This window comes from Rhizobium sp. SL86 (assembly GCF_026672545.1).
Classification (GTDB): Bacteria; Pseudomonadota; Alphaproteobacteria; order Rhizobiales; family Rhizobiaceae; genus Neorhizobium.
This window is the reverse complement of record NZ_JAPPRJ010000002.1, coordinates 457,371-480,944: the sequence shown is the minus strand read 5'-3', so window position 1 is coordinate 480,944 and position 23,574 is coordinate 457,371. Positions and strand designations below refer to the sequence as shown.

At 60.0% G+C, this 23,574-nt stretch carries 19 protein-coding genes; 3 read left to right on the top strand and 16 right to left on the bottom strand.

The annotated features are described in order from the left end of the window. Positions 1-16: 16 nt before the first annotated feature. The 14 genes from OU993_RS14455 to OU993_RS14390 all read right to left on the bottom strand — a co-directional run bounded on the left by OU993_RS14455 (position 17) and on the right by OU993_RS14390 (position 18,284). Positions 17-646, bottom strand: a complete 630-nt coding sequence (locus OU993_RS14455) for a response regulator transcription factor (protein WP_268158498.1) — start codon at positions 644-646, stop codon at positions 17-19. Next, the gene (locus OU993_RS14450; RefSeq protein WP_268158496.1) at positions 643-2,409 is read right to left on the bottom strand and encodes a sensor histidine kinase; all 1,767 of its coding nucleotides are present in this window, start codon (positions 2,407-2,409) and stop codon (positions 643-645) included. The genes OU993_RS14455 and OU993_RS14450 overlap by 4 nt, the downstream gene beginning before the upstream one ends. 89 nt (positions 2,410-2,498) lie before the next feature. Next, a complete protein-coding gene (locus tag OU993_RS14445) occupies positions 2,499-4,577 on the bottom strand; it encodes a c-type cytochrome (protein ID WP_268158495.1) in 2,079 nt (692 codons plus the stop codon). Positions 4,578-4,986: 409 nt separating this feature from the next. Next, a complete protein-coding gene (locus tag OU993_RS14440; RefSeq protein ID WP_268158493.1) occupies positions 4,987-5,793 on the bottom strand; it encodes an ABC transporter ATP-binding protein in 807 nt (268 codons plus the stop codon). Further along, positions 5,786-6,793: a FecCD family ABC transporter permease gene (locus OU993_RS14435; protein ID WP_268158491.1), complete on the bottom strand. Its 1,008-nt coding sequence runs from the start codon at positions 6,791-6,793 to the stop codon at positions 5,786-5,788. Before OU993_RS14435 ends, OU993_RS14440 begins: the two co-directional genes overlap by 8 nt. Further along, on the bottom strand, positions 6,790-7,803 hold the full coding sequence (locus OU993_RS14430) for a FecCD family ABC transporter permease (protein ID WP_268158489.1): 1,014 nt from the start codon (positions 7,801-7,803) through the stop codon (positions 6,790-6,792). Before OU993_RS14430 ends, OU993_RS14435 begins: the two co-directional genes overlap by 4 nt. Positions 7,804-7,809: 6 nt before the next feature. Further along, positions 7,810-8,709, bottom strand: a complete 900-nt coding sequence (locus OU993_RS14425; RefSeq protein WP_268158487.1) for an ABC transporter substrate-binding protein — start codon at positions 8,707-8,709, stop codon at positions 7,810-7,812. Between the two features lie 150 nt (positions 8,710-8,859). Continuing rightward, complete coding sequence (locus OU993_RS14420; RefSeq protein ID WP_268158485.1) at positions 8,860-11,022, bottom strand: TonB-dependent receptor family protein; 2,163 nt, start codon at positions 11,020-11,022, stop codon at positions 8,860-8,862. 268 nt (positions 11,023-11,290) lie between these two features. Continuing rightward, positions 11,291-12,151 carry a MurR/RpiR family transcriptional regulator gene (locus OU993_RS14415; protein ID WP_268158483.1) on the bottom strand — a complete coding sequence of 287 codons (861 nt, stop codon included), beginning with the start codon at positions 12,149-12,151 and terminating at the stop codon, positions 11,291-11,293. A gap of 464 nt (positions 12,152-12,615) precedes the next feature. Beyond that, positions 12,616-13,623, bottom strand: a complete 1,008-nt coding sequence (locus OU993_RS14410; RefSeq protein ID WP_268158482.1) for an ABC transporter permease — start codon at positions 13,621-13,623, stop codon at positions 12,616-12,618. Positions 13,624-13,632: 9 nt separating this feature from the next. Beyond that, complete coding sequence (locus tag OU993_RS14405) at positions 13,633-15,132, bottom strand: sugar ABC transporter ATP-binding protein (RefSeq protein ID WP_268158481.1); 1,500 nt, start codon at positions 15,130-15,132, stop codon at positions 13,633-13,635. A 72-nt stretch (positions 15,133-15,204) separates the two neighbouring features. Next, the gene (locus OU993_RS14400) at positions 15,205-16,152 is read right to left on the bottom strand and encodes a sugar-binding protein (RefSeq protein ID WP_268158479.1); all 948 of its coding nucleotides are present in this window, start codon (positions 16,150-16,152) and stop codon (positions 15,205-15,207) included. Between the two features lie 117 nt (positions 16,153-16,269). After that, the gene (locus tag OU993_RS14395; protein WP_442792985.1) at positions 16,270-17,256 is read right to left on the bottom strand and encodes a sugar-binding protein; all 987 of its coding nucleotides are present in this window, start codon (positions 17,254-17,256) and stop codon (positions 16,270-16,272) included. Between the two features lie 47 nt (positions 17,257-17,303). Next, on the bottom strand, positions 17,304-18,284 hold the full coding sequence (locus OU993_RS14390; RefSeq protein ID WP_268159670.1) for an NAD-dependent epimerase/dehydratase family protein: 981 nt from the start codon (positions 18,282-18,284) through the stop codon (positions 17,304-17,306). A 152-nt stretch (positions 18,285-18,436) separates the two neighbouring features. Here OU993_RS14390 and OU993_RS14385 point away from each other — a divergent pair, with 152 nt between their 5' ends. Genes OU993_RS14385 through OU993_RS14375 form a run of 3 tightly spaced genes read left to right on the top strand, consistent with a single transcriptional unit; the run spans position 18,437 to position 21,237 of the window. Continuing rightward, a complete protein-coding gene (locus OU993_RS14385) occupies positions 18,437-19,177 on the top strand; it encodes an ATP-binding cassette domain-containing protein (protein ID WP_268158475.1) in 741 nt (246 codons plus the stop codon). Between the two features lie 12 nt (positions 19,178-19,189). Continuing rightward, positions 19,190-20,179, top strand: a complete 990-nt coding sequence (locus OU993_RS14380; RefSeq protein ID WP_268158473.1) for an ABC transporter permease — start codon at positions 19,190-19,192, stop codon at positions 20,177-20,179. An 8-nt stretch (positions 20,180-20,187) separates the two neighbouring features. After that, positions 20,188-21,237 (top strand): LacI family DNA-binding transcriptional regulator, encoded by a 1,050-nt coding sequence (locus tag OU993_RS14375; RefSeq protein ID WP_268158470.1) that lies wholly within the window; start codon positions 20,188-20,190, stop codon positions 21,235-21,237. A gap of 240 nt (positions 21,238-21,477) precedes the next feature. Here the strand turns inward: OU993_RS14375 and OU993_RS14370 are convergent, their stop codons facing one another. Beyond that, positions 21,478-22,722: a Zn-dependent hydrolase gene (locus tag OU993_RS14370; protein ID WP_268158468.1), complete on the bottom strand. Its 1,245-nt coding sequence runs from the start codon at positions 22,720-22,722 to the stop codon at positions 21,478-21,480. 6 nt (positions 22,723-22,728) lie between these two features. Further along, positions 22,729-23,571 carry a BtpA/SgcQ family protein gene (locus tag OU993_RS14365; protein WP_268158466.1) on the bottom strand — a complete coding sequence of 281 codons (843 nt, stop codon included), beginning with the start codon at positions 23,569-23,571 and terminating at the stop codon, positions 22,729-22,731. Positions 23,572-23,574: the final 3 nt, after the last annotated feature.

The window sequence follows — 23,574 nt, the reverse complement described above, 5'->3', positions numbered from 1 at the left end:
GAGGTGAGCGACGGGCTCACCCATCTATCACGGAGCTGACCATCAAGGCGAGTTCGGCCAGTGAGCCCGCCTCCATCTTCGTCATGACGGACGCCCGGTAGGCCTCGATGGTCTTGATCGAAAGATCAAGTTCATAGGCGGTCACCTTATTGGGTTTGCCGGCCAGGATGCCGTCCAGCACGTCGCGCTCACGCCGACCGAGGCGGGCCAGCCGTTCCTCCACGCTGCGACGACGTGCTCCCCGCAACAGGTTTTCCCGTGAAAGGCGGATGGCCGCGGCCACAGCATCGAGCAGAAGCTGTTCCTTGAATGGCTTCTCGATGAAGTCGAAGGCTCCGGCTTTCAGCGCCTCGACCGCCATCGGCACGTCGCCGTGACCGGTGACGATGAGGATAGGCAAGGGACAGTCCCGGTCGCGCAGGTGGCGTTGCAATTCCAGCCCACTCATGCCGGGCATGCGGACATCGAGCACCAGGGCACCCGGACGACAGTGTTCTGGCTCCGGCAAGGCCTGCAGAAGCTCAGCCGCCGAGGCGAAGATATTCGTTTCCAGTCCGATAGAGGAAAACAGGAAGGCCATGGATCGGCGCATGGCCTCGTCATCATCCACGATCAAGACCAGTGGCTGATCATTATCGCCGATCATCGGCTTTCCTCCGGTGGTAGGGGCAGGGTGAAGCGCATCGTGATCCCGCCGCTCGCCTCATTTGTCGCCCACAATCGTCCGCCATGACTTTCGACGATGGTACGGCAGATGGGAAGGCCGAGCCCCAGCCCCTGCGGCTTGGTGGTGAAGAAGGTATCGAAAAGATGTGCCTCGACCTCCGGCGACAGTCCGGTGCCATGATCCCTGATCGCGACCTCGACGGTACGACCCGAACGGACGGTTGAGACACCAATGCCGCGCCCGCGCGCCACGGGATCACTCATCGCATCGACAGCATTCTGTAACAGGTTGAGCAGGACTTGCTCGATCTCGATCCGGTCGGCGCTGAGCGGCGGCATGCCGGCGGCAAGGTGGACATGAAGCGGCACATCGTTGCGCCGTGCCGGTCCCTCGAACAGGACCAGCGCCTCGCGCACGACCTCGTTGATGTCGAGGTTTTCTCGCCGAAGCTCACGCCGGCGTACGAAGGAACGGATGCGGCGGATGATCACCCCGGCCCGTTCGGCCTGTCCGGCAATGCCCCGCGCGCCGTCGCGCAGGATGTCGGGATCGGTACGCCCGGCATCGATCAGCCGGGTTATGCCCTCGGCATAATTGGTGATGGCCGCCAGCGGCTGGTTGAGTTCATGGGCAATGTTGGAAGCCATTTCCCCGAGAATTCCGAGGCGGGAAAACTGATCGCGTTCCTCCCGGTGCAAACGAGCCGCCTGCTCAGCCTTCTCACGCTCCTGGATTTCACGCGTCAGTTCCGTCGTTCGCCTGCGCACGAGCGTTTCGACCCGAGCCACGTGAATAATCCACCAGACCAGACCGAGGCCGGCGGCAAGGAACCAGTGCCAGTTCGCCCGCACAAAGCCCATCAGCGTGGAACGGGCGAGATATTCGTAAGGTCCAATCCTGAGCTGCCGAAAGAGCGCATGGACGGAGGTATAATCCTGTGGCGCGGTCCAGGCCCGCCCCTCGACGGGGATCATGGTCAGAAGGCTCGCGGTCACCGCCTTGGCGAGGTCGGGCGAAGTGCCGGCAAGCCGGGCAAAGGGCCAATCCGGATAGAGGCGCGAAGACGACCGGCAGGGAAAATCGGACGCGGCGCGTTCCGCAACCACGGCGAACTCATCCGCCATCACCCGGCCATCGGCAATCTCGTCCTCCAGAAGACAGGTGCGCAGCACACCGGCATCGGCCTGGCCTGAGCGGATCGCCGCCAGCACGTTTTCCATGGGAAAACCGGTTTCGACGACACCGGCCAGTTTCGATGTCGCAATGCCGGCCTCGTCCATCTCCCGCGAAACGACCTGCCAACCACCGAAGGCATCCGTCGCCACAACGGCAAGCCTCAGACCGGCAAGGTCCCGGAAGGTTTCGGCATGACCCGGACGGTTCGGCACAACCACGGTAGAACCGACCGTATCGGTCGGTACGGCATGATCGCGGCTTTCCAGCGTTGCAAGCCGTGTTGCGCCGAAACGATATTCGAGATCGACGTATTCGCCGGGATTGGTGATGACAAAATCGATCGACTTCGCCTCAACCGCTGTCGCGATGCCGGCAAGATCGAGGGGCAAGACTATGAAGTGATGCTCCGGCAGCGTTCGTTCGAGATGGGCGACCGTCGGTTCAAAATCCTTTACCGCCCGCTCCGAACCCTGAAAGGCGAGCACGGCGATCGTCACGTCGCGCGCCTCCGCAGCCTGGGCGAAGACCAAAGCAAGGAGGACGAATGCGCAAAGCGAACGGATCATGGCGGCGAAATTGGCACAGACGGAGGTGACAGGCAAAATGAAAGACCGGCCGGGGATGACGGCCGGTCTTCCTCGGAACGCAGGCCAGTCTAATAGCGAGCGTCCTTCGGTTTGCCGCCGTTCGGCCAGTCCTTGACCTTGTCGGGGAAGTCAGGTCTTGGCATGTGGCTGAAATAGTCGGCGACATCGAGGGCTTCCTGGTCGGAAAGGCCGCCCTGCCCGAGCGGGAACTTTTCATGGAAACCGACCGGCATGTTGCGTTTGACGAAGGCGGCGGCGGTATAGGTACGCGCCATGCCGGCGCCGATGTTGAACGACCGATCGCCCCACAGAGCAGGATAGACGACACGGCCTGCCTCGTCCTTCAGCCCCTCGCCGCTTGCGCCATGGCAGACGGCACACTGTACGGCATAGATCTTTTCGCCGTTGGCCGGGTCGGGAACGAGCGAGGGGTCGATCTTACCGACGCCACGGCCAGGCACCTTGTCCTCCGGTTTGGTCGCGCCCTTCATCCAGTCGAAATAGGCGAGCATGGCCTGCATATCTGCCGATTCGGGCGCCAGCGGCTTGCCATTCATCGAACGGCGGAAACAACCATTGATGCGGTCGGCCATGGTGATTTCCTTGCCGGAACGGGGCGCATAGCTCGGGAAAAAGGCGGAGACCCCGACATAAGGCGAACCATCCGCGACCGTGCCGGCATTCAGGTGGCAGGATGTGCAGTTCAGGTCATTGCCCACATGCCCCGGCAGAAGCTTGTTCGTTTCCGAATTGAGCCGCATGCCGCGCACGAGCTGATCCTTGTTCGGCGCGTCGAGCAGACCGGCAAGGCGCGGGGTTTCGAAGTTCGAGGCGTCGATCTTCGGGTCGATGTGCTTGCGAGCTTCGGCAACCTGCGCCTCGGTGATGGCTGGCGCATCCCCGCCCCAGTTCTTGCGCACAAAACTGAGGATATCGGCGATTTCCTTGTCCTCCAGCCGGGCAAAGGCAGGCATGGTATAGGTGCGGGGATGGGCGTTGGTCGAGGCCGTTTCCCAGCCGGTCAGCGTGATGTGAACAAGCGTCGAAGGGTCCCGCGCGGCAATCGTCGGATTGCCGGCCAGCGCCGGAAAAACGCCCTTCACGCCCGTGCCGTCCGGCCGGTGACAGTCGTTGCAGAACTGCATGTAACCAAGGCCGCCGGCCGTCGTGTAGGCCCCCTCGGGTGCATCCGTGTAGACCGGTTTCGGCGGCATCGGCTTCGGATTTTTCGACGGCAGTGACTTCAGATAGGTCGCTATGGCCACGAGGTCGCCGTCCGTGAAGTTCTGGGTCGAGTGCAGGATGACGTCGGTCATCGAGCCGGAGACGGTGGCAAAACGGTTCTGCCCGGTCTTCAGCAGTTCAACCGTGTCCTCGACGGTCCACAGGTCACGCAGTTCCACCGCGTGCCAGTTCTCGACGTTTTCGCCGGCAAGGAACCGGTCACCGTTCGGCCCCTTTTCCGACATCGCCACCTCCTCGAAACCGATTCCGCGTGGGGTGTGGCAGGCGCCGCAGTGGCCAAGCCCCTGGACCAGATAGGCCCCACGGTTCCACACCGCATCCTGCGACGGATCAGCCACAAAAGGCGTGCCGTCGGCCAACACGACATTCCAGTAAGCGAGGCCGAAGCGCAGATTGAAGGGGAAGTTCATGCTTGTTTCCCGGTTCTCCTTCTCGACCGGCTCAACACCGTGCCGGAGATAAGCCCACAGCGCAGTCATGTCCTCCCCGGTGATCTTGGCATAGGAGGGGTAAGGCATCGCGGGATAGAGGTTGTGCCCATCCGCAGCAACGCCTTTTCGCATGGCACGGTCGAAGGCGCCAAAGGTCCATGCGCCGATGCCGGTCTTGCTGTCGGGTGTGATATTGGTGGAGAAGATGGTGCCCATCGGCGTTTCGAGGGCAAGTCCGCCGGCCATTTCCTTGCCACCCTTCTCGGTGTGACAGGCAACACAATCACCGAGCTGAGCGATATACCGCCCCCGCTCCACCAATGCGGGATCGAGCAAGGTAGCCACATCAGGTTCCTCAACGGTGATGGTCGGCGGAAGGTCCATCCACAGGGCGACGCCGGCGGCGAAAACGGCGGCCATTCCCGCAATGATCCCCACCCGCTTCAAACGTTTGGCTTTTCTCTCATCCATGACACGAGGTCCCATTCTGATTTTTCATGGGGCAGGATAAGGCCGGAAGGCGCGCAATTCGATTTGGGAATATCCCGGAAACAGGCAGGGTTTTCCCTATAACCAATTGCTTTTTGGTATTTTTCGGCGGGAACCGGTCTGCGTTTTGCTCCCGCAGAACGCTTTAAGAGGACAGGGTGCAGCCCCTCCCGCATGTTCGAAGAGGTCTGGACCTTTCAGATCGGTCTCGGATATCGCAGCATATGCTGCAAGACGTGAGCGACACGCTGACCTTCGTCGCCCTTGTCCAGCGGGGAAGCTTCCTCGCGGCGGCATAGAGCCTGAGCAGGTCCAGGGCACGGATCAGCAAGAAGATGCAAGATCTGGAGCAGAAGCACGGAATTCCAGAGCATCCATCGCAGTTGAAGGATTATCTCGCGCCACACGCGGACAGGGGCAGGCACAAGGGCGTGCCGGTGACGGGATGCGGGATGACCATCGCATCGACTCCAAAAACCGACCTGATCAGGTCGGGTTTCAGCAGGTCGGCAGGTCGGCCGGTAGCATAGATACCACCCTCGGCAACGGCAATGATGTGATCGGCATACTGTGCGGCCTGATTGAGATCGTGAACGACCATCACGATGGTTCGGCCTCGCGTTTCATTCAGCTCTCTCAGGAGCTCAAGGATCTCAAGCTGATGCGCGATATCGAGAAATGTGGTTGGTTCATCGAGGAGGAGAATGGGGGGTTCCTGTGCCAGCGCCATGGCAATCCAGGCACGCTGGCGCTGGCCGCCTGAAAGCCGTTCGATCGGCCGCTCGGCAAGAGCCATAAGGCCGGTCGCGGCAAGGGCGCCCTCGATAGCCGCCTCGTCGACCTCCGTCATTCGAGACAGGAGCCCCCTGTGCGGATGACGCCCGAAACGGCAAAGCTGACGCACCGTCAGGCCTTCCGGTGAAACCGGATTTTGCGGGAGAAGCGCCAGAACCTGTGCGACGGCCCTGCCCGGCATGGTGGCAATCATCTTGCCATCCAGCATCACGCTTCCGCAGAGCGGTTGCATGATGCGGCCAAGCGCCTTCAGCAGCGTCGATTTGCCGGAGCCATTCGCTCCGATCAAAGCCGTTATCATGCCGTCCGGGATGGAGATATCGATGCCCTCAAGGACGCGGACGGCCGGATAACCGAGAGCCAGGTGATGTGCCGAGAGACGGGAACTTGCAGTATCAGTCACGATAACCTGCCTCCTTGATCAGCAAGAAAATGAGATAAGGCCCGCCGATAACGGCAGCGACGATACCGGCGGGAATCTCATTCGGAAGAGCCACGAGACGACCGATCAGATCGGCGAGTGAAAGTGTCAAGGCGCCGATGAGCGCGCTGGTGGGCAGGAGGAAACGTGCGCGAGAGCCGACCAGCAGACGGGCGGCATGCGGTGCCAACAGTCCGAGGAAACCCATGCTGCCCACTGCCGCAACGCTACCTGCGCAAAGCAGGACGGACACCAGAACGAGCCCGCCGCGCAAACGGCCAGGTGACAGACCGAGGCTTTTCAGCGTGTCGTCACCGAAACCGCTGGCGTCGAGATGAACCGCGGCAATCAGCAGAAAGGGCAGGCAGGCAAGCAACCAGAACACCAGTACGATCACATCGGCCATCGTGGTGCCGTAAACGCTACCGGCGAGCCACACCATCGACTGGTCGGCACGCGTGGGAAACAGGACCATCACATATTGCATCAAGGCATGGGCGAGCATGCCGAGCGCCACGCCGACAAGTGCCAGAGAGACGACGCCACCGCCGAGACTGCGACCGATGGCCAGCAATATCATCGCACCGGCAAGCGCGCCGGACATGACACCGATAGGGATTGCCCAGATCGCCCAGGCCGGCGGCGTGGCAAGCGCGGCAAGGAAAGCCCCAAGACCCGCGCATTTTGTGATGCCAATGACATCAGGAGAAGCCAAGGGATTGCGGAGTGCGCCCTGCAGCAGGGTGCCTGCGATACCGAACGATGCTCCCGCAAGCAGCGACATGACGACGCGCGGCGCGCGGTATTGCATGACGATGAACGAGTTTTTCCCGCCCGCAAGACCATCAAGTATCTGGTCGACAGACAGGGTCACGGCACCGAGCGTCAAACCGAGAATCGCAGTAACGAGGATAAGCGCGATGACCAGCGTAAAGACGGATATGGCCCTGAGGCTTTCCGGGGACATGAGTTTTGCGGTCATCTCGCTCTTTGCTTCCACAGGATAACGAGAAAGGCGGGTGAGCCGATGAGGGCAGTGACGATACCGACCGGCATTTCTGCCGGAAAGGCGACGATACGTCCGAGCAGATCGGCGGTATTCAGCAGCAGCGGGCCAGCGATGACACTGATCGCGATGACGGTCAGTTGGTCGCTGCCGACAATGCGGCGCACGATATGGGGCACCAGCAGGCCTATGAAGCCGATCGGACCACTGACAGCAACGGCTGACCCGGCCAACACGACAATCAGCAAGGCTGCAAGGCCGCCCACATACTTCGCGTTTTGACCAAGCGAGACTCCGGTGGTCCGATCAAGCGCAAGGATGGCAAAATGGCGGCTGGCGACCAATGCGACACTGCCACCGACGAGTGTGAACGGCAGGATGGTCCAGACCTTGTTCCATTGCGCCCCGTTCAGCGAGCCAGCCAGCCAATAGACGATATCCTGGGCTGCATTGTTGGAGATCAGGATTGCTTGGACCAGCGCAGCGAGAACGAGCTGGATCGAGATCCCGGCCAGCGCCAGCGTCGTGTCCGTCATGGTCCCGGACGCAGACAATGCCCACATGGCAAAACCGACCGCCATGGCGCCGACAAATGCCGGCCAGACGGTGCCGGCACCGGCCAGATCCGGAAGAACGATCAGGCAGAGCACGATGGCCAGTGACGCGCCGGCATTGATGCCGAATGTCTGCGGCGAAGCGAGCGGATTGCGCGTCAGCGTCTGGATCAACACACCGGCGACCGCAAGGTTAGTACCGACCAGAACCGCCAGCGCCACACGCGGGACACGGATGTTCCAGACAAGGGCACTGCCCGGCGATAGATCGGGCATGAACAGCAGACGAAGGGTCGATGCAGCCGGCAGGTCCGACACGCCGAAGCCTACGCTTGCAAGCATGACGGCAGCGAGCAGACCAAATCCCAAAAGCCCCTGCAGCAAGACCTTGGGTCCTGTCAGCCACCGCCCGGTCGCATCATCGCTCATCATCGTTGATCATCCGGCACCATAGACTTTCACGAGGACTTCCCGCACGATCATCTCCGCCGTTTTCAATCCACGGAATCGCGCAAACTGGTTCCGGTCGACTTCAAATACCATGCCGGACCTCACCGCCGAAATATTGCCAAAAGCGCCGTTGGTCTTCCACTGATCAAGCACGGTACGGCCGGAATCGGTTGCCACGAGAAGTATGTCAGGATCGACAGCGATCAGTCGTTCCAGTCCGGCGCCACTTTCAACGGCATCGCTGGAATCGATTGCCGGTGTCAGGCCGATCGCCTTAAAAACCGATCCGGTAAACGACGAGGATGTGTGCAGGCTCATGGAATCGGGTGTGGCCACGGCAAGCAGGAAGCGTCGCTTTTCACCCGTCGGGATCTTGGCGACGAGTGCGGCAATTGTCGCTTGGTGGTTGGCAACAACCTTTTCACCCTGGCTTCGTTCACCAAGCGCATCGGCAATGACGACGACCGAGTCCTTGATCGTCTGGTAACTGCCTTCCCAACTGTTGAGCACGATGGTGGGGGCAATCGCCTGCAATTGCGGATAGATTGCCGAATGGCGGATTTCGTCGGCGATGATCAGATCCGGCGCAAGTGCGCTGACGAGTTCCAGGTTGGGTTCCAACCGCGTGCCGACGGATTTGTAGTCGATATGCCTGCCAAGCAACTGATCGACACGCTGCGGCTGTTTGTCATCGGCCACGCCGACAGGGACGACGCCCAACGCATCAAGTGCCTGCACGAACGAATATTCGAGCGCAACCACACGCGAGGGCGCCCCGCTGATCTGCGTTGTTCCGAGCGTGTGGGCTATGGTGCGGGTCCCGGAGGCGGTCGCAATTTGGGACCGGAATACTACCGGTGCGGCCAACAGGGCGGCAATGGCAGTCATGGTGCCTTTATGCAGATCTCTTCGCGACAAATGTCCATGTGACATTGAGTATTCCCCTCATCAGAAGCAAACCCGCCGACAGAACAAGAAGGCGGCGTTGCGGCCAAATGTAAAGCAACCGGCGCACCGTCAGGGGCGCCGGTGCGGGTGTTAAAAGGTGATCGATGCGTTGACGAAGAAGGTTCGCGGCTGGCCCACAAACTTGCCACCGTTGTTGTCCGTCGAGCGCGTGAAATATTCCTTGTCGAACAGGTTCTTCACGCCGAACGCGAACTTTGGCGCGTTCTTATTGTCCTTCGGCTGGTAAGCCACCCGCAGATTGACGATGCCATACCCCGGTATATCACCAAGGCGACCGGTGGCGTCCTCATCCGTGACATAAGTCGCGCCATCCGTTGCCGTGCCGGGAGAATGCTGCTTCGACTGCGCCAGAATATCGGCATTGATGACCCAGTCTTCGGTCCGATAGCTCGCTCCGACGGTGCCGAAATGGCGGGAATAGAAGGGAAGATCCTTGCCCTGAAAGGCGCCAGCTTCGTAGGTCGCTTCGGTATAGGTGTACGTTGCATAAACCGACATTCCATCCAAGGCTGCGGTCAGGCCACCCAGATCATATTGCACAGCGCTCTCTATTCCCTGGTGTTTGGTCGCACCAAGATCCGTCCACACACCTTCGCCGACGATGTTGCGGCTGAGATAGAGTTCCTTGTCGAAGTCGATGTAGAACGCGGTCAGTTCCGCATTCCAACTGTCTCCATCATAATGCGTGCCGATTTCGTAGGTGGTTGCCTTCTCAGGGTGGAGCCCATCGGTCGTTGACGCAAGCTGGCTGTATTGCTGCGGTCCGAAGGATACGCCGATATTGCCGAAGACCGTCCAGGACTCGTTGATCTTGTAGGAAGCCGAGACCGTCGGCAGGATCTCATTCGCATCGATAGCGGGCGAACTTACATCCGTAACGACACCGGCAGACAGATCGGTGACGGTATTGCTCGTGCTGATCATTTCGTATCGAACGCCTGGGGTGATCGTCCAGTTGCCGATCTCGATCTTGTCATCGATATAAAGGGCGTGGGCGGTCGTCGCGCCCTCGCTCGTTTGATACGTGTTCATCGGCAAGCTGTAAGGGTCAACGCCCGTCGCCCGACTATAATATGCGGTTCGGCTGGCGACTTCGGAGCTTTCTTCCCACAGATAACGATAGCCGACCGTCACTTCATGTTGGACACCACCCAACTCAAAATACCGGGAATAGCGCGGCTCGATCCCGAAATATTCGTAGCTGCGTGGTGCGGAGGTCAGACGATAGCGACCGGCGTTCGTGCCGGTTCCCTGTTGTTCGACATGGCTGCCGCGATACGAGTTCACATAATAACCGAGCACTTCAAAACTGTTTTCGCCGTCATTGTGCTGGTAACGCAGAGATACATCGTTGCGCCGCCCGGAAAACTCGTCGTAACGACGCGTGGACTGATACGGGTCGGCCGCATATTCCGCCGCAGTCAGACCACCGGGCATCGTACCCTTTCCTTCATAGTGGTGAAACTGGGCGCTGATGGTGTCCGTATCGGAAAGCTCGTACTTACCTTTCAGGATCAGGTCATCAATATCTGTTCTATCATTGCTATTGCGGTAACCTTCGCCGTGGATACCGGAATACAGGATCGCCGCACCCAATCCGTCGGCATTGGTGCCGCCGATGAGAAGGTTCGGCGTGGATTTCACGTGGCCGTTGTTCCCGGAAATTTCCGAGCCTGCGGAGAACCGGGCCGAAAAATCCTCGGGAATGGGATGGGTCACAAAATTGATGATGCCGCCGACATTCTGCGGGCCGTAGCGGACTGAACCAGCGCCACGCACCACATCGATGGTTTCGACATTGCCGAGCGTAAGAGGAAAAAGCGACAGCTGCGGCTGACCGTAAGGGGCATAAGATAACGGGATTCCATCCATCAGCACTGTCGAACGAGGCGACAGTCGTGACGTCAGACCTCGAACACCAAGATTGAGGGAAACGTCGCTGCCACCCGTTCCGGCACTTTCCTGAACCTGAACACCCGGAATTTGATTAAGTGCATCGCGGATATCGACGCTGCCTCTTTCTTCAAATTGCTCCTGGCTGACGATCGTGCGCGCACCCGAATGGTTCAGAACCTTTTTTTCGTTCGGTTCATCAAGCCAGTTGCCGATAATCAGAACCGGATCGAGCAGAATCGTGTCGGATGTGTCCGGTTCTTGCGCAAGTCCGTGGATTGGCACGCACACAACTCCGGACAAGAAAGTCGTGACGAGAAGCCGAATTCGCAATTTCATCTGGTATCCCCTGAAACAAGAGGCAAAGTAAATTCGTTGCGCCAGAACCCGTCCTGGCACACACAAGTCTGTATTCGTTCGGCGGACCATCCCGGCAGATCTACCGGGGAATGACGGGCGGTGCTCGTGGTCTCAGCAAAGCGCCGCTGCGATGATTTGAATTCATGATGTTTTCACGGATCAGACATGGCAAAGGCTCGCCTGTCGAATCCACTACAATAATGTCGTGAAAACTTCAAACAAACATTACTGATTTCGTCATGTTTTTTTAGGCCGGGTATCCAACGTCGCGGCGCAAGGTCGTGAGACGATCTTTTGTTTCCACCGCACGGGCCGGATTGCGGGCGGCAACGCCGTAACAAAGGATGTCGGCAATCACCATGGCACTAAGGTTCCAACTGGCAAGCTTGGAGTGCACGCCGACGCATCGAAGGGTAACAGAAACCCTGTCGGCATAAACCGCCTGCAGCTGGACACCACTGACAAGAACCAGTGGAATGCCAGCAGTCTGCGCCTTCTTCACAATCATCTTCAACTCCGGAGTATCGCGGAGCGCATGAAAAAGAACGATGGCATCACCACTGCGAAGATCGATCAGTTCGTTGGCAAGCGTAAATCCGGAAGCACCACAGCTGCGCGTCCTGATTCCCGCCCGGCTGAGGCCGATCGCGCAATGCTTCGCAATGACTTCGGCAGTACCAAATCCAAGACACCACACCGTATCGGCCGGCTCCAGCAGGGATATCGCCTGGTCGAAATCCTGGCCGTTCGCCAGTTCTTCCGACGATTTCAGCGCCTCATGTGCTTCGGAGAACATCTGCCGCGCTACTTTGGCAATATTGCTACCCGTCGCTTGCAACCGCTGCTCCAGACGTTTGCTGGCTGGCAGTGTCGATGCCAGAGAACGACCACAGATACGTTTCAGTTCAGGCAGACCACTGAAACCGAGACGTTTCGCCGTTCTGATGACGGTTGCATCGCTTGTGCCGGTTTCCAGGGCAATTTCTTCTGCGCTGCGGAAAATCAGGACTTCGAGGGGCATACCAATCAAATGTTCCGCCACGATCAATTCAGAACGGCTGAGCTGTGTGCGGTTCTGTTGAAAACGGCTGGTCAATTCTGATTGCATCGCGCGGCCTTCCTGAGAGTTCAATTACCCAAAGGGGATAGCTGAGCCCCCAGAGAAGGGGAACTGTAAACTGTGTGTCTCAAGGCTTCGCGGCGCATTCACGACAAAAATCCTCAATCCGCTTTGCGCGGACGCATCACCGAGTCGGCGAACGGAAAATCGTGATCAAACGGGCAGATGTGGGAACAAAGCCCGTGCCCGGTGGGATACCGCTCTTGCGCCTTGATGGGAAACAAACGAACGCGAGTCTCGCATAGAAACGATAAGACTCCATGTTTGCAGCAACATCAGCGACACCAGTTTAAAAAATGGTGCGACCGGTCGACTGGTTTAACGGCACGATCGCGTTGTTGGGACTGAGAACTGGAGCCCAAGAAGGAGAATACGAACTTTGCCGTCCGCAATCGGCTCACTACTTTTGTAGGTGTTGCCGACACCCTCTTATTCTCGAGCTTGTCGTTCCGTCACAACCCGACCGGCGGCGCTTCGGAGGTTTCGGCCAAGGCCGCGCGCACTGTCAGTTGGCGGCGCCGCTGCCTGTAGGCATGGAACTGCGTATCGGCGATCACGCCGACGAGGATGACGGCGCCCATTACCGCAAAATTCAGCGACGAGGGAATGCCGAGCAGGTTTACCAGGTTCTGCAGGACCTGCAGCAAGACGACGCCCAGCACAACCCCGATGATCGACCCCTCCCCGCCCCGCAGCGAGAACCCACCGAGCACGGCGGCGGCAATGGCGTAGAGTTCGTAGAAATTTCCATGCGAGGACGGCTGGACGGACTTTGTGTACATGGCGAAGAACACGGCCGATATGCCGGTCAGGAACGTGCAAAGGACATAGGCCGTGACGATGACCCGCTTCGTATCGATCCCCGAATAACGGGCGGCCTCTTCGTTTTTTCCAACGGCCAGCAGATGCCGGCCGAACACCGTCCTGTGCAGGAGAAACCAGGCCAGGGTCGCAAAGACCGCGAAGGCGATGACCGAGTGGGGAACACCCGCCGTTCTCCCCACGAACAGGTGTTCGAGCATCGGCAGATCCGTGCCGAAACTGAAACCCGCCGTCCCGTCCCTGGTGTAGAATCGTGCGATCCCGCGATAGATCAGCAGGCCGCACAATGTCACGACGAAGGGCTGCAGTTGAAGACGTGTGATGAGCCAGCCATGCAGCAGTCCGATCACCACGGACAGCGTAAGCACGATTGCGAACGCCACGGGCCAGGGAACCCCGTGCGAGGCAATCAGATCGATGAAGATGACACCGAGCAGGGCAATGACGGAACCGATCGAGAGTTCGATCCCCGCCGTGACGATGACAAAGGCCTCGGCAATCGAAAAGAGCCCGAACAGCCCGATCAGGTTGGCGGTGTTGGCAAGGTTGATGGGCGAAATGAAGCGTGGATTGACCAGCGTCACGATTGCGCCGACCGCCAGAACGAGGACGGCAAGTCCGATATCTTTCTTGTGCATGCAGCTCTCCTACCCGACCGCCAGCCTGAGAATCGTCTCTTCCGTCAGGTCTTTGCGCGACAGCACCCCGGCGATGGCTCCGCGGCGCATGACGGCCACCCGTGTCGAAACGCCGATGACCTCCTCCATGTCGGAGGAAATCATCAGCACGGCAGCACCACCTTCCGCCAGATCGCGCATCAGGCGATAGACCTCCGCCTTGGCGCCCACGTCGATGCCCCGTGTCGGTTCATCGAGGATGATCAGCTTGGGATTGAGCCCGAGCCACTTCGCCAGCACCACCTTCTGCTGATTGCCGCCCGACAGTTCGCTGACCGGACGGTCGAGCTGCCGGGCACGGATCGCCAAACGGCTTCGAAAATGACCGGCGCGGTCCAATTCCGCCCCTCGGTTGACAAAACCGGCCGTCGCAATCGTCGCGAGGCTTGGCATCATGACATTCTGCGCGAGCGAAAAATCGAGGAACAGGCCCTCGGATTTGCGGTCTTCCGGCACAAGGCAGATGCCGGCAGCAATCGCCGCCGGCACCGAACCGGAAGGAACGGGTTGGCCGTTGATTTCGACTTGCCCGCCGTGAACCGGATCGATGCCGAACAAGGCCCTGGCGAGTTCCGTCCGTCCCGCGCCCACCAACCCGGCAAGCCCGACGATTTCACCGCTCCTCACCTCAAGGTCGACCGCCGTATTCGGATTGGCGCGTGTCCGCAGGCCTCGCGTTCGCAGAACGATCTCTCCAAGCCTGGTTTCCGGGGGCGTGTAAAACTGCGCAACGTCGCGGCCGATCATCAGGCGCACCATGGCGTCGCGGTTGATGCCGCCCTTTCCAAGCTCACCGGCATTGCAGCCATCGCGAAGCCCCACCACCCGGTCCGCAACCTCTTCGACTTCAGCGAGGCGATGGGTGATAAAGAGGATAGCCACACCATCCGCCCGCAGCCGCCGGACCACCGCCAGCAACCGCTGGGTTTCCGAAAGCGTCAGGCTCGATGTCGGTTCGTCGAGGATCAGCAGACGCACATTCGTCGACAGCGCCTTGGCAATTTCCATCAGTTGCTGATCCGCCAACGAGAGTCTGGACGCAGGCGTCGTTGGCTGAAAGCGGGCGCCCAGCATGTCGAGCAGCGGTCGCACACGTCTTGCCATCTCAGCCTGATCGATGAAACCGAACGGCCCGCGGCGTATTTCACGTCCCAACAGGACATTGCCGGCAACATCGAGATTGGCAAACGGGTTGAGTTCCTGATGCACGAAGGCGATGCCGTGGGCGAGCGCTGCGGCGGGCGTCAGATGCGGCACGCTTCGGCCGTCGATGACAATCTCGCCCTCATCCGGGGCGATGGCACCACCGAGCACCTTCATCAGCGTCGATTTGCCCGCGCCGTTTTCACCGATCAGTCCGACAACCTCGCCGCCCCGGATGCCGAGCGACACGCGGTTGAGCGCCACCGCGCTCGGATAGACCTTGGTGATCCCGACGAGATCGAGAGAAATACGATCGGCAGCAGACATCAGAGAGACACCCCGGTTGGCTTTGACCTGCGCGGATCCAGATCATCCGCGCAGGTTCGTCGCATGACGCCGTCAGCCCTTGATCCGCTGCTTGAGCTGCTTTTCAAAGGAATCGACGTTTGCCTTGTCGATGACCTGCGTCGGTACGATGATCAGCCCGTCGGCCGGCACCATGGACTTGTCGCCCTTGAGGTATGCCGCCATCAGCTTCATTCCCTGATACCCCCATTGATAGGGATCCTGGACGACGGTTCCCGCGAAGGTGCCTTCGCGCACCGCACCAAGCGTGATTGGGTCCTCGTCGAAGGCGATAACCGTGATCTTGCCGAGCTTGCCCGCCGCCCTCAGGGCTTCGTAGATCTTGGGCGGATTGTAGGAATAGAAGCCGACCATGCAGTTGATGTCCGGACTGGCGGCCAAAACGTCATCGACATTCGAGCGGGCGCGGGCAAAATCGACATCATCACCCCGCACGTCGACGAGATCGATCGACTTGCCTTTGACCGCCTGCCGGAAACCGGCAATACGCTCCTTGGCATTGTCAGCACCGAGGAAACCGACGAAGCCCATGCATTTCCCGCCTTTCGGCAGCGCCTTGACGGCGATTTCACCGGCCTGGATGCCGGCTTGCGTATTCGACGAGCCAAGATAGGCGATCCGCTTCGACTGGGGTGCGTCGCTGTCGGTGGTAAACAGCGGCACCTGGCCGGCAATGCGATTGAAGGCATCGACGGAGTTCTTCGGATCAACCGACGAAATCATGATCGCATCGGTTCCCGCCGCGACAAGATCATCCATCAGCGCGTTCTGAAGCGCCGCCGTGCCTTGCGCCGGATAACGGAACTGTAGTTCGAAATCCGGAAGCTCGGATTGCGCCGCCTTCACGCCGGCCTCGGCAAGCTTCCAGAAATCGGACGCAGCGTTGACGACAAAGGCCAGCGCCTTCTTCTCCGCTGCGACAGCGGGCGCAGCCGCCATCACCGCCATGGCCACGAGGGCCGTGATCGTAAGTGTCTTCATCTTGTCCTCCCGCAGCCCTCTCCTCTGGGACTGCTATGTGTTGAAGGGCGACGACCGAGCCTTTTCGAAGCCGTGCACCCGGTCATCGGTCCGTACGAATACGAGCGCGCGGCGCACTCAGTTGCTCTTGCAGAAACCGGGATCCTGGGTGTTGCAGACGTCGAGACCGGTAAAGAGCGGATCCTCCACCTTGGCGCCCTTGATCAGTTGGATCATCACGTCAGGGGCCTTGTATCCCATCTCGAACGGACGCTGGCCAACCTGAGCGTGGCTGCGGCCCTCGCGGAACGCCTGGGTCTGCGGCGGAAGCGTATCGCCAGCCACGATGACCAGTTCCTTCGACTTCAACTTGGCCATCACCTGATCCGTCACCTGCGTATAGGCCTGAGGCGCGAACTGTGCCCATCCACCGACCAGAATGAAGGCATCAAGCTTGGGATGGGCGGTAAAGACGTCGGACATCTGCTGGTTCGCAAGATCGGCCTGGTCGTTCGTGTAGACCGGGCAACCCTCGATTTCCGTCCAGCCGTTCTGGCCGGTCAGACGTTTCACATCCTTGGCGCCGGCGATTGTGTCGCGGAACCCCTGAGCACGGGCATTGATGTTGGCCGCAGCGACATTGCCAAGTTGCAGGCAGACGGTGCCACCCTTGGCCTTGAGCTTCTTGGCCTCCTCCGCCATCTTGACGCCCATCAGATAGTTGTCGGTGCCGAGATAGGTCTTGCGCAGATCGTGGTCCTTCTCGAGGAAGTCCGCATCGACGGTCATTACCGGAACCTTCGGCGCGATCTGGCGCACACGGTTTGCCATGGCTGGCGCGTTCGATGGCGAAATCGCAATCGCCGCCACACCACGCGTCAGGAGGTCATCGACGATCTGCACTTCGCCGGCTTCATCAGCCGATGAGGCAGGCCCCGTATAAAGGCAGTCATATTCGCTGTTGGGGTTTTCCGAACGCCACTTCTTGCAGCCGAGATTGATCTGTTCGAAGAATGGATTGTCGAGACCCTTGACGACGATGGCCAGTGTCTTTTTGCCCTCCGCAGCGCTCTCGCCGGCCAGCAACATGAGAATAGGTATCGCAGTGAATGCCAAATGTCTGATGTTCATTGCCTTTCTCCTCCTCCAAATCGCCGGCAAAGCCCTCCTGCTCAACCGGGATACCAAACGATGCGCGGGTCATCGGCCTCGCGCGTATACGTCCAGGCGCGCTCGATCAGGACCTTCAGATCGATCTCGGGCTGCCAGCCGAGGACCATCCGGGCTTTCGAATTATCGAGCCAGTTGCTGTAAAACGGTGTCTGAATGTCGCGGCGCTGCCGGTTTCCCGCAGCCTCCAGGAGGCTGGCCACGTCGCCGTAATCGACGGGTCGATCCATCGCGACGTTGAACAACTCCCCGAATGCGGCCGGGTTGTCGAGCGCCGCAATCATCGCCTTCACAAGATCATCGACATGGATGAAATTGCGCTTCAGATAGGCCCCCTCGCGGTCAAGCATCGCCGGAACTGCACGCTCTTCCTTCAATGACGCCAGTTCATCGGCGGCCATCAGGCTTGCCCAGGCCGGACCGCCGAACTGGTCGTCACCCAGTTCGAGAGCATATCGGAAATCATCCTTCTCCATGATCCACGGCGCGCGAAGCGTCGTCCACGTCAGTCCTTCCTGTATGCCGAATTGCTCGAGCATGGTCTCTTCGAGCACCTTCGTCAGCGCATATGCCCCGCGATAGGCCCGCCTTGGAGATCGTTCGGTGATCGGCCCGGCATAACCCTGGAAAATGTGGCCGACCACACAATCGCCGCTCAACAGCATGAACTGACGCCGCGTTGACTGACGGCAGAAACCGTCGAGCAGCAGATAAAGCCCCTTCAAGGCGACATCGATGGCTTGGGCCGGCGTCTCCTTGACCGCAGCGAGGTGCAGCACATGGCTAACCCCCTCAAGCGCCTCGGCCACCGTCTGCGGATTAGCGATGGACCCCGTCACGATCGACACGCGTGGATGGGGTGGCAAGGTGCGGTTGTTGCAGAGCGCCACGACCTCCCAATCGGCAAACCGCGGATGCGACAAGAACGACGGAAGGAAGGCCTGCCCCACCTTTCCGGTGGCGCCCGTGATGAGCAGCCGCATCCAACGCCTCCCCTTTCGTTTTCCAGTTGAGTAATTAATATTTAGTAATAATATTAAGTCAAGCATCATTAATATCGGTTTGCGCAAGTCCCGCTCGCGCGTTATGGTGCAGAGGGAATGCCAGCGTGGGATCAGCCGAGGGGAGGCGGAGCATGTCACGGCTTTCATTGCATTCTATTTCAAAGAGTTACGGCGCCATACAGGCACTCTCCCGGGTCAGCCTCACGGTCGAGCCCGGGGAGGTTCTGGGACTGATGGGAGACAACGGAGCCGGCAAGAGCACGCTGGTAAAGATCATTGCCGGTAACTTCCCGCCATCTGCAGGAGAGATGCGTATCGATGATCAACCGGTCGCTTTCCACAACCCAAGGGATGCACAGCGGCACGGGATCGAGGTCGTCTACCAGGACCTCGCGCTCTGCGATAATATGTCTGCTGCCTCCAATGTTTTCCTGGGGCGCGAGACGGTGCGTAGGCTCGGTCCGCTGCGCTACATCGATTACGCCCAGATGAACCGGATCGCCGCCGGACTTTTCCGGCAACTGAAATCGGAAACGAGACCCCGAGACCTGGTGCGGCGCATGTCCGGCGGACAAAGGCAGGCAGTTGCCATTGCACGCACGCTGTTGTCCGAGCCCAAGATCGTCATGATGGACGAGCCGACCGCGGCCATTTCCGTGCGGCAGGTCGCAGAAGTCCTCGATGTCATCCGCCGCCTGCGCGATCAGGGTATCAGCGTCATCCTGATCAGCCACCGGATGCCGGATGTCTTTGGTGTCTCCGACCGGATCGCCGTGTTGAGACGCGGCGAACTCGTTGCCAGCAAACGCGCCGACCGTTCATCACCCGAGGAGGTGACGGGATTGATCACCGGCGCCATCGAAGCAGCCTGAGAGAAAAACACCATGACCACTTTGGAAGACGTGATTGCCCGAAGCGAGCACCGCAATTGGTTTTCGCGACTATCGAGCCAACAACTGTTCTGGGTCTTTTTGGCTGCCGCGCTTGCCTGCCTGGCACTGAGCCTCATGACCGATAGCTTCGCGACGGAGCGCAATCTTTTTAATGTCGCCCGCAACTTCGCCTTTGTTGGCATCATTGCGATCGGCATGACGGCTGTGATTGCCTCAGGTGGGATCGATCTTTCGGTCGGATCGACCGTCGTCTTGAGTGCCATGGTGATCAGCGTGACCATGGAGGCGGGCACGCCGTTTCTCGTGGCGGCACCGCTTGCACTGATTGCGGCCTTGTTGGTCGGGGTGCTCAACGGCGTACTCGTCGCCTATGCCGGCATGCCACCCTTTGTCGTTACACTTGGAACCCTCTCCGCGGCACGGTCGCTTGCCATGGTCCTTTCCGACAACAAGATGATCTGGAACTTCGGCCCGGACCATGACCTTCTGATCTGGGTCGGCGGCGGATCGACACTCGGTGTGCCGCACCCTCTCTACGTGCTCGCCCTCCTGACGCTGATAACCTCCCTGATCTTCAAGTGGACCCGTTGGGGGCAGCATCTTTTTGCCATCGGCAGCAACGAGAACGCCGCCCTTCTGACCGGCATCCCCGTCCGACAGATGAAAGTCAGCATCTACGTGTTTTCGGCACTGACCGCCGGGCTCGCAGGCATCCTGATGGCCGGCTGGCTCGGCAGCGTGACAACCAATCTCGGCCAGTCGATGGAGCTGACGGTGATCGCCGCGGCCGTCATCGGCGGGGCCAACCTCGCCGGCGGCGAAGGCAATGCGCTGGGAGCCGTCGTGGGAGCGCTGCTGATTGAGGTTATTCGCAACTCCCTGATCCTGCTCGGCATCTCGACATTCTGGCAAGGAATGTTCATAGGTACGTTCATTGTGGTCGCCGTCGCCTTCGACCGGATCCGGCATTTTCGATCCTGATCCGGGACATGGCTGCGGAAACCACGGTGTTCGTCATGGAGAATGCCTTGAAACCGACAATGATGGACGTGGCCGCGCTGGCGCGCGTATCCCAGGCGACCGTTTCCCTCATCCTCAACGGCAGTTCCGGCGCCCGCTTCAGCGAAGCAACCCGCAAGCGGGTTTTCGATGCGGCAGAACAACTGGGTTATCGGCTGGCCAACAAGTCTACCGCGAGTGCCGCTGCTGGCGTCGCGCCTGCCAACAAGATCATCGTCTTCGCAGTGGATGAACTGACCACCGATCCCTGGATGTCCATGGCCTTCGAAGGTGCCCGGGAAAAGGCTCTTGAACTGGGCATCATCGTAACGCTCGGCGTCTTCCGCAAGGGCGAGGACCCGGATGGCGGCATTTTCTCGATCTGTGACGGCCAGACGCTGGTCGGGTACATCTTCGGCACAATCCTGACCCGCAAGATCGAACCGCCCGAGCCTCTGATGAGGGCGCCCTCCGTCCTGGTCAACTGTTATGACCAGGACCGCCGTCTGCCCTCGATCCTCCCGGGCGACGTGGCCGGCGGACGCGCTGCGACGGAACGCTTGATTGCGGCCGGCCGCAAGCGGATCGCCCTGATCAATGGTCAGGAGGGTCTTGACAACCCGCGGGACCGCCTGCGCGGCTATAAGCAGGCGCTCGCCAGCAATGACCTCGGTTACGACCCCGACCTTGTGCACTACGGCAACTGGGAGCCTTCATCCGGTTACGAAAAAACGCATGCCTTGATGAAGTTGAAGAACCCGCCCGACGGCATTTTCTGCGCCAATGACCTGATGGCGCTTGGATGCATCGAGGCCTTGAAGGAACTCGGCAAATCCATCCCCGGCGACATCTCCGTCGTCGGTTTCGACAATCGCGACATCGCCCAGTTCACCATGCCTCCACTGACGACTTTCCACCTGCCGATGTTCGAAATGGGCGCGATGGCCGTCGAGCTGATTGCCGACATAGCCGGAGGGCTGTCCAGTTCGCACGACCAGTTGAAGGTCGAATGCCGCCTGGTGGAGCGCCAATCCGCCTGAGCGAGGACGAAAGCCGTGGCTAGGTAGAAGAGCATCGCAACGCGGTCGTCCAACCGTCTCGCTGACACACGCTTCGCGTGCCATGAACCGTTCCACGTCCAAAGAAGCCCGCAGAATTGGTTTTGATCGTCGGACGGCCTGACACCGCCAGGATCATCATCCACAGCCGGTCTGACCGCAAGAAACCATGCCTTGATTTCGACAGAACACGGCGCAGCTGCATCAACGGCTCATCTGCCGTCATGACGCGCAGAGATCAAGCACCGCGGCTGCCAGAAGCCGGCAACCGGCAATCGAGTGGTCCGGCTCCACATGTTCCAACTCGTTATGGCTGAGACCATCGCGACACGGGACGAAGATCATAGCCGCGGGTGCGATCCGGTTCATGAATAGCGCATCATGGAATGCTCCGGATAACATTCGCCGCGAACCCAGTTGCAAACGATCTGCACAGGCACTCAATGTGTCGGCCATGGTTGAAGGAAATTCCGCGGGCGGCATGTCGAAGATGCGGGTCACGATCGCCTGACAGTCCTGCTCCCCGGCCTGCCGGGCGAAGCTGTCGCGGATGATCTGCTCCATGGCGTCCAGTGCCGGCGTTTCCGGATGACGGATGTCGATCGTCAATCGCACGCTTTCGGGAATGGCGTTGACCGCGCCGGGCTTTAACGACATTCGCCCGACGGTGAACCGCGCCCGTTCGTCGCTCGGCATGATGTGGTCGTAGAGGCCCGCCAGCGCCTGCACCGCCACCCGCATTGGATCGCGCCGAAACTTCAGCAGTGTGGTTCCCGCATGCGCAGTCTGGCCCGTCAGTTCGACATCGAGCCACCGCGTGCCCTGAATGCCCGTCACGATGCCGATGGACAGGGCCTCACTTTCCAGAAGCCTCCCCTGTTCGATATGCACCTCCAGATAAGCGAACACTGGGAAACCGAGCGGACGCATGGTCGCTTCGGGCAAACTTGCGAGCGTCGCGGCAAGCTCGTCCGCCAGAGAAGCCCCATCAACAGCCCGAAGATCCTGCCAACTTGCGGGCAATTCTCCCGCAGCGAAGGCCATGGACCCCATGCAACCCGGTGCGAACCGGCAACCCTCCTCATTGGTGAAGGCGACCACTTCAACCGGTCGCTCGGTCTCGATGCCGTGATCTTCCAACGTTTCCAGGACCTCGAAGGCCGCGAGCGTGCCCAGTGCGCCATCGAACTTGCCACCCAAAGGCTGGCTATCAAGGTGGCTGCCGATCAGCATCGGCGGCAGAGCCGGGTTACGGCCCTCCCGGCGGATGAAAAGATTGGCAATCTCATCCTGAAATACCGAAAAGCCCCGTTTGGCCGCAAGCTCTGCCAGACGTCTGCGTGCTTGGCGATCAAGATCGGTCAGCGCCTGTCGATTGACGCCGCCCTTGGGCGTTGCCCCAATCTCCGCGAAACGTTGCAGGTTTGCGAGAAGCCGCTCTCCATTGATCGCGATATTGTCACCCATCGTGGCTTATCCTTCCAGGCCGGCTTGGGCAGCGGCCACGAAGGAACGGACCCGGCTGAGTTCGACCGGATTCCACCAGACGCCACCCTGCTTCAGCGAAGATGCGACGATGACCCCTTGAGTCCGCTTGAGGATCTCGACGATATTGCCTTCGCTGACGCCGGAACCGACCAGCAACGGCAGATGCGTCGCCTTGCCAATTTCTTCGATCTCTTCGATCGTCGCGCTGCTACCCGTCCGTTGGCCGGTGGCGATCACACCATCCGCATCGAAAAAGGCGAGATCTCGCGTCAGTTCCTCGATGGTGCGGTCGGCGGTGATGGCATGCGCGCCGTGCTTCACATGACTGTCTGCGAAAACCTTGATGTGTTCTGCACGCAAGGCTGAGCGATAGCGCATAGCCTCTGCCGCGCGGCCTTCCATGAAACCTTCATTGGCCACATAGGCATTGGCCCACTGGTTGACACGGATGAATTTTGCACCGCCCGCCATGGCAATGGCAAAGGCCGGGATCGGCGCATTCGCCAGCACGTTGATGCCGAGCGGCACGTCGATGGCGCGGGCGATGCGATCGGTCACCACGCTCATGAAGCCCGTGGTTTCCGGTCCGATATCCTCCGGCTTCGAGAAGGGGATATCGCCGTGGTTCTCGATGAGGATCCCATGCATGCCGCCCTCAACCAGCGCTTCCGCGTCCCGCATGCAGGCATCGTAGATCGTGTCCATGGACGCGCCGCGATAGCGCGGGGCGCCTGGAAAAGCCGGGCAATGAACCATGCCGATCAGCGCCTTCGGCCGACCGAAGATTTCCTGAATGGCATTCGCGGCGTTGTCGGATATGGTCTGCACGAT